Annotated in this window: 6 protein-coding genes; 3 read left to right on the top strand and 3 right to left on the bottom strand. The window is 66.7% G+C overall.

Annotated elements, in window-relative coordinates:
* Together BM118_RS30420 and chpT are read right to left on the bottom strand one after the other, a co-directional pair.
* A partial coding sequence (locus tag BM118_RS30420) for a hybrid sensor histidine kinase/response regulator (RefSeq protein ID WP_092190197.1) occupies window positions 1–2,549 on the bottom strand: 2,549 nt, incomplete at its 3' end.
* Window positions 2,550–2,746: 197 nt separating this feature from the next.
* Window positions 2,747–3,400: a histidine phosphotransferase ChpT gene (chpT, locus tag BM118_RS30415; RefSeq protein WP_092190195.1), complete on the bottom strand. Its 654-nt coding sequence runs from the start codon at window positions 3,398–3,400 to the stop codon at window positions 2,747–2,749.
* A 197-nt stretch (window positions 3,401–3,597) separates the two neighbouring features.
* Here chpT and cysQ point away from each other — a divergent pair, with 197 nt between their 5' ends.
* Window positions 3,598–4,428 carry a 3'(2'),5'-bisphosphate nucleotidase CysQ gene (gene cysQ / locus BM118_RS30410; RefSeq protein ID WP_092190193.1) on the top strand — a complete coding sequence of 277 codons (831 nt, stop codon included), beginning with the start codon at window positions 3,598–3,600 and terminating at the stop codon, window positions 4,426–4,428.
* Here cysQ and BM118_RS30405 read toward each other — a convergent pair.
* On the bottom strand, window positions 4,422–4,907 hold the full coding sequence (locus BM118_RS30405) for a YHS domain-containing (seleno)protein (RefSeq protein WP_092190191.1): 486 nt from the start codon (window positions 4,905–4,907) through the stop codon (window positions 4,422–4,424). The two genes, cysQ and BM118_RS30405, sit on opposite strands and share 7 nt — an antisense overlap.
* 139 nt (window positions 4,908–5,046) lie before the next feature.
* Between BM118_RS30405 and BM118_RS30400 the strand changes: the two genes are divergently transcribed.
* Both BM118_RS30400 and BM118_RS30395 read left to right on the top strand, forming a co-directional pair.
* Window positions 5,047–5,652, top strand: coding sequence for a DUF1134 domain-containing protein (locus BM118_RS30400; protein ID WP_092190189.1), 606 nt, complete (start codon window positions 5,047–5,049; stop codon window positions 5,650–5,652).
* 119 nt (window positions 5,653–5,771) lie between these two features.
* Window positions 5,772–7,070 carry a coiled-coil domain-containing protein gene (locus tag BM118_RS30395; protein WP_092190187.1) on the top strand — a complete coding sequence of 433 codons (1,299 nt, stop codon included), beginning with the start codon at window positions 5,772–5,774 and terminating at the stop codon, window positions 7,068–7,070.
* The last annotated feature ends 54 nt before the right edge of the window (window positions 7,071–7,124 follow it).

Here is a 7,124-nt window from a genome sequence, read left to right as displayed (position 1 = left end):
TCCTGCGCGGTCGGCGCGGTGCGGACGCGGTAGCCGGCCGCCTTCAGCACCGGCGCCAGCATGTTGCGGAAGAACGCGCTGTCGTCGACCAGCAGCACCGACTGCGAGTGCATCGACGGCTTCATCTCCTTGCGGGTGAACCAGTCGGCGAACGCCATCGGCAGGAAGTGGCCGACGTCGATCACCTCGGTGGCCTGGCCCTTGATCACGGCCGAGCCCAGAATGCCCTGGCTGGAGCCGCCGACCTCGATGTTGAGGCGTTCCTCGACGATGTCGATGATCTCGTCGACGACGAGGCCCATGGAGCGGCCGTCATCGGCGAACACCAGGATCGGCTGGGCGCCCTGGCTCGCAATGGTGACGCTCTCCATGGCAACCAGCGGCATCAGCTGCTCGCGGTACTGCACCATGTAGCGGCCGTTGCTGAACTCGATCTTGTCGGCGGGGAGCTCTTCCAGGCGGGTGACGAGCCCGAGCGGGACCGCCTTGGGCTGCGACGAGCCGGCGCGGAACACCAAGAGCGAGGTGGTCTGCTCGCCCGATCCGATGTGATGGGCCCCGTTCTCGTCGCCCATGTCATGGGCCGAGGAGCCGGCGGCGCCGAGCGCCTTGGCAATGCCGTTGGGGTCGATGATCATGATGACGGCGCCATCGCCCAGGATGGTGTTGCCGGAGAACATGTCGATGTGACGCAGTTTCGTCGACATCGGCTTCACCACGATTTCTTCGGTGTGGAACACGCCGTCGACGACGATACCGAAGGTCTGGCTGCCGACCTGGGTGACCACGATGAAGCCGTTCTCGGGATCGCTGGCGGCGCCGTCGTCGATCTTGAGCAGCTTCTTCAGATGGATCAGCGGCAGCAGCTTGTTGCGCAGGCGCAGCACGGCGGTGTCCTTGATGCGCTCGATGCGGTGCTCGCTGTTGGCGCGGGCGCGGACCAGCTCGACCACCGACAGCTGCGGGATGGCAAAACGGTCGCCGGCGGCCTCCACGATCAGCGCGGAGACGATGGCGAGGGTCAGCGGGATCTTGATGGTGACGCTCGAGCCTTCACCGGCCACCGACTTGATGTCGATGGTGCCGCCGATCTGGTCGATATTGGTGCGCACCACGTCCATGCCGACGCCGCGGCCGGAGACCGAGGTGATGGCGGCCGCGGTGGAGAAGCCCGGCGCGAAGATGAACTTGTGGATCTGGGCTTCGCTCATCTTCTCGAGCTCGGCCTCGGTGACGAGACCGGAGGAGATGGCCTTGGCCTTGATCCTCTCGGTGTTGAGGCCGCGGCCGTTGTCGGCGATGCAGATGATGATGTGGCCGCCCTCGTGATAGGCGGAGAGGCGGATGGTGCCCTGCTCGCCCTTGCCGGCAGCGAGCCGCTCGGCGGGGGTCTCGAGGCCGTGGTCGGCGGAGTTGCGCACCATGTGGGTGAGCGGGTCCTTGATCAGGTCGAGCACCTGGCGGTCGAGCTCGGTGTCGGCGCCGTGCATCTCCAGCTCGATCTGCTTGCCGAGTTCGGACGAGAGGTCGCGGACGATGCGGGGCAGCTTCTGCCAGGCATTGCCGATCGGCTGCATGCGCGTCTTCATGACGCCTTCCTGCAGCTCGGCGGTGACGTTGGACAGCCGCTGCAACGGCACCTTGAACTCGGTGTCCTCGTTGCGGCTGGTGATCTCCAGCAGCTGGTTGCGGGTCAGCACCAGCTCCGAGACCATGGTCATCAGATGCTCCAGCGTATCCACGTTGACGCGGATCGACTGGTTGGCGATGCGGTCGCCCTCGGAGGCGCCCTCGTCGGCCATCGACTTCTTCGGCGCGGCCTTCTCCTTGGCGGCAGGCTTGGCAGCTTCCTTCGTAGCTTCTTTGGCGACAGGCGCCGGGACTTCCGCGGCCGGCGCCGGTACGGGTTCAGCCTTGACTTCGGCCTTGGCAATTGGCGCGGGGGCCGGCGCCTCAATGGCGGTCTCGCGGAAGGCGCGCTCGAGCTCGTCGAGCGACACTTCGCCGGGACGCAAGGGGCGCTCCAGCGTCTGGTCGATCAGCGTGCCAGAGGTCATCTCCTTGGCGGGCGCAGCGGCAGCCGGCGCTTCCGGCACCAGCGGCGGGGCTTCGGCAACGGGAGCAGCGCTACCTGCCGCCGGCATCGGCTGCGCCGAGCCTGACATTGCGGCCATGCCCTGCTCGACCATCGCTTCCAGCTTGTCGATGAGATCGCGGTCGGTGCCCTCGGGCTCGGCTTCGGTCGCCTCGAGGCCGGCGAGGATTTCCTTGATGCGGTCGATCGAGGACAGGATCACCGTCACCGCCTGCCCCGTCACCGGCATGCCGTCACGGAACTTGCCCATCAGCGTCTCGCCGGCATGCGCCAGCGCTTCCAGACGCGGCAAGCCGAGGAAGCCGCACGTACCCTTGATGGTGTGGACCAGGCGGAAGATGTTATCCAGGATCTTGGCGTTGTTCGGCTCCTGCTCGAACTTCACCAGCTGATTGTCGACGGTGTCCAGGCTCTCGCTGGTCTCCGTCAAGAACTCCCGCAACAGATCATCCATGAAAACAGGCCTTCATACAGGGAGGGCGCGCACGAGGCGTGATGCGCCATTTCGGAATGAGGCCAGCTTCACCGCAAAGCGTTTAATAATGGTTGAGTATGTGCAAAAGAACGGAACCAACAAAGAGATAAGGCGCTCCGGACAAGCCGAAGCGCCTCGTAAAGATTGGATTAACGTCTTGAGAGCGATGCGCGCGTTTACGAAGCGGTAATGATGATGGCTGCGCCTTCCGGTGCGAGCGTCACGGTGAGCCCGCAGGCCTGCGCGAGCAGCCGCGTATAATAAGGCTGGATCGCGTGCGCATCCGCAGCGGGCCCGCGCTCGCCGCTCAGGAGCTCGGCGATGTTCTGCGGCAGGCGCGCATTATGTCCGGTCGCGGTGATGCGAAAGCTCATCGCCTCGCCCTCGCCGATCGGATCGATCGTGAGCGTGCCGCCGCGCGGGATCGTGTGCTGGGCCACGACCAGCATGTTGAGCAGCAGCTTGACGCGATTCTTCGGCAGCAGCAGCCGCGGCAGATTCCACGTGATCGTGCACTTGCCGTCCTCGATGTGGCCGCGCGCCATGGTCTGGGCATCGCCGAGGTCGATCTGGGCGCCGGAGGAGCCGGCCGCGCCGAAGGCGAGACGGCAGAACTGGAGGCGGGCGGAGGCCGTCTTGGCGCTCTTGCGAATCAGGTCGAGCGCGAACTCGCGGTCTTCGGGCTTGGGATCGTCGTCGAGGACTTCGAGCCCATTGACGATGGCGCCGACGGGGCTGATGAGATCGTGGCAGACCCGCGAGCACAGCAGCGCGGCGAGTTCGAGCATATCGGGAGCAGTAGCGGTACCGGGTGACGAGGTGCCAGACATTAAAGGGGTCCTGGAGGGTTCCTGGAATTGCACGGCGCGGACGCGGCGAATCACGCATGCTAACGGATGCCGCAGGTTCTAACATTCGCAAGCCCGCGGCAGCTAGCTTGCGATCGGTTCGGGGCGGCCATAAAGCCCCAATCGAATCAATCGGGGCGAATCAGTCGAGCAGGAACGGAATTGCCGATGAATGAGGCATGCAGGTGAAGCGGATCATCGACGGCGCGGCCGCATCCGGCCTGATGGAGCCGCTCACCGCGCTGGTGGTGAAGGCGGGCGAAGCGATCCTCGCGGTCAACCGCGCGGCGATGCGGGTCGACGGCAAGCAGGACGGATCGCCGGTGACCGAGGCGGACCTTGCCGCCGACCGCATCATCGCGGACGGCCTGGCGCAGCTCGCGGGCGACATCCCGACGCTCTCGGAGGAGCGGACCCAGCTTGCCGTTCCGCCGTTCCGCGACAGCTTCTTCCTGATCGATCCGCTCGACGGCACCAAGGAGTTCGTCGCCGGCCGTGACGAGTTCACCGTCAACCTCGCCCTCGTCACTCAGGGGGTGCCCCTGCTCGGCATCGTCAGCGCGCCCGCGCTCGGGCTGCTCTGGCGCGGCATCGTCGGCCGCGGCGCCGAGCGCGTGAAGTTTGACGGCGCTACCATCGGTGCCGCCGAGCCGGTCCACACCCGCAAGCTGCCGGCGCCGGGCGAGCCCTGGGTCGCGGCGGTGAGCCGCTCGCACGGCGATCCCAAGAGCGAAGCGTTCATCGATAACAGGCCCAATGCCGTCAGAAGGACGGTCGGCTCGGCCGTGAAATTCGGCCGGATCGCCGAAGGTAGCGCCGACATCTATCCCCGCTTCGGGCCCACTTCGGAGTGGGATGTCGGGGCCGGCTGCGCGGTCGTGACCGCGGCCGGCGGCAAGGTCACCGACGGCAAGGGCGGCGAGATCCGCTTCGGCCAGCGCCAGGACACCGGCTTCATCATCCCGGAGTTCATCGCCTGGGGCGACCCGCAGGCGGCAGGCTGCTACTGACTGAGTTGTTCCTGAAGCGCCGGCCAGCGCTTGCCGACTTCGTAGAGGAAGCGGTCCGGGTTGGCGGCGAAGGCGTCGCGATTGGCTTCCCGGCTGAACAGGTAGAGCCGCTGCGCCACGATCGCGAAGAAGCGGGGGTTGCCGGCGATGGTGACGCCGCGGGCGATGTCGGCAGGGTCATAGCCGCCGAACTGCGGTCCATAGATCTCGGGATGGGCCAGGAAGGAGGCCCGGTTGCCCTCGTTCCGGAAGCGCCAGACCGCACCCCAGAGGTTGGCTTCGAACTCGGCCGTCCCCTGCGCGGCTCTGCCGTCGACGAAATAGGCGACGGGGTCGAAGCCCTCGATGGCGACGCCGCTGAAGCGGTTGACGACGATCCGCTCGGTGGTGGCAGCCTGGGCCGGCGACCACGAGCAGGCCATCCAAATGCCCGCCAGCAGGCAGACGAGGCGGCCGATCAAGGCAATTCCGGGGCGCAAAGGGCTATCTTCCTGCCGTTGTGCCGTCATAGTTGCTGCGGATAACATCCGAGTCGAGGGGACATCCGGCGCAACCTAGAGCCGTGCCTGTTGGCGTCAGGTTAAGGAAGCGATCGGTTTCGATACCAGGGGTTCTTTTATGACTTTCGCATCACGCCTCGCTGCGCTCGCGCTTGTCGCGATGGTCGGCTGGATCGCGCCGGCCTCCGCCCAGCAGGCGCCGCCGCCCAACCTGCCGCCGCCGCAGCGGACCCCGACGCCCACCACCTATGGGCCGGACGAACTCGTGACTGCCGGCCACCGCTTCTTCGGCAACGTCTCGCGCGGGCTCGCCTCGATCATCGAGAAGGCGGTCAGCCAATGGGGCCTGCCGAACGGCTATATCCTGGGTGAGGAAGGTTCCGGCGCGTTCGTCGCCGGCCTGCGCTATGGCGAAGGCACGCTCTACACCAAGAACGCTGGCGACCTGCGTGTCTACTGGCAGGGCCCCTCGCTCGGCTTCGACTGGGGCGGCGACGGCGCGCGCACCATGACGCTGGTCTACAACCTGCCCGCCACCAACGCGATCTACCAGCGCTTCGCCGGCCTCGACGGCTCGGCCTATATCATCGGCGGCTTCGGCATGACGGCGCTCACCGCCAACAACATCGTGCTGGTGCCGATCCGCTCCGGACTCGGCCTGCGGCTGGGAGCCAATATCGGCTACCTGAAGTACACGCCGCGCGCGACCTGGAACCCGTTCTAGACTCCCCTCCACCGGTCCAATTCCGGATTCACGTTAACAACAGGGCGGGGCTGGCTTTTTGCCGGCCCGCCATGCATTGTCGTTGGTAAATTTTTCCTTAGCTTTGGGAGTTCTGGCCCATGGTCGAACCGATCATGTACCTGGCGATCGGTTTCCTGCTCGCGATGCTGTGCGGGCTTGCCATCGTGCCGCTGGTGCATAACCGCGCGGTGCGCCTGACCACGCGCCGGCTCGAGGCCGCCACCCCGCTGTCGATGGCCGAGATCCAGGCCGACAAGGACCAGCTCCGCGCCGAATTCGCCATGTCAGCGCGACGGCTCGAGATGAGCGTCGACCAGCTCAAGAACAAGACCACGAGCCAGCTCGCCGAGCTCGGCAAGAAGAGCGACGCCATCAACCGCATGAAGATCGAGCTCGGCGAGAAGAACGCCACGATCTTCGCGCTGGAAGCGCGCGAGAAGGCGGTGAAGGAGCAGCTCCGCGCCACCGAAGAGGAATTCAGCGCCAAGACCGAAGCCCTGCGCGCCGCCGAGAACGCGCTGACCGACAAGCAGGGCGAGCTCGCGAAGATCAACTCCGAACTGTCCAACCGCTCGATGATGGCGGAGAGCCGCCAGGTCGAGCTGGTCGCGGTGCGCGCGCAGATCGACGAGTTGAAGAATCGCGTCGGCGATGCCGAGAAGGAGTTTGCCGCGACGCAGGCGCGGCTGACGCAGGAACGTACCGAATCCGAGACCGCCTCGCGCGAGCTTTCGGATGCACGCGGCCGCGTCGAAAACCTGAGCCAGCGCGTCACCGAGCTCGATCGCCAGCTCATCGTGCAGGTGAAGGAGGCCGAGATGCTCTCGGGCCGCGTCGCCGACCTCGAGGGACGCCTCGCCACGCAAGGCAAGCTGCTCGCCGAGCGCGACTACGAGAACAACCAGCTCCGCCAGGCCAGCGAGGGCTCCGAGCGCACCGTCAAGGAATTGCGCGTCGAGATCGCAGCCTTGAGCGGCGGCAAGTCGTCGGCCGCCATGGAGCAGCTGCGCGCGGAAAAGACCGCGCTGGAGGAGCAGCTCCGCACCGCGCGCGACGAGCGCGCCAAACTCCAGCGCGACATCAACGCGATCCAGCAGCAGGCGGAAAGCTCCTGGGCGACCGAGCGCATGGAGAACGCGCTGCTGCGCGAGCGCATCAACGACATCGCCGCCGAGGTCGCAAAGCTGGCGATGCAGCTCGAAGGCCCGAACTCGCCGATCGAGGCCCTGCTTGCCGCCGAGGCCGGCCAGCCGCCGAAGCCGGCGCCGCGCCCGGCCAACGACGCCGCGACCCATGGCGCGGCCGCAGGCACCCTGCCCGAGGGCGGCGGAACGCTCGCCGAACGCATCCGCGCGCTCCAGGCCCACGCCTCCCGCGCCCGCCAGCAGGGCGCCTAAGCCGCCCAAAACGCGGCCTCGCAGCCGGGTTGCGCGACCTATGGGAAGGTTTTC

The organism is Bradyrhizobium sp. cf659 (assembly GCF_900113725.1).
Lineage (GTDB): Bacteria > Pseudomonadota > Alphaproteobacteria > Rhizobiales > Xanthobacteraceae > Bradyrhizobium.
The sequence above is the reverse complement of the archived record's forward strand: the minus strand, read 5'-3'. Positions and strand labels throughout refer to the sequence as shown.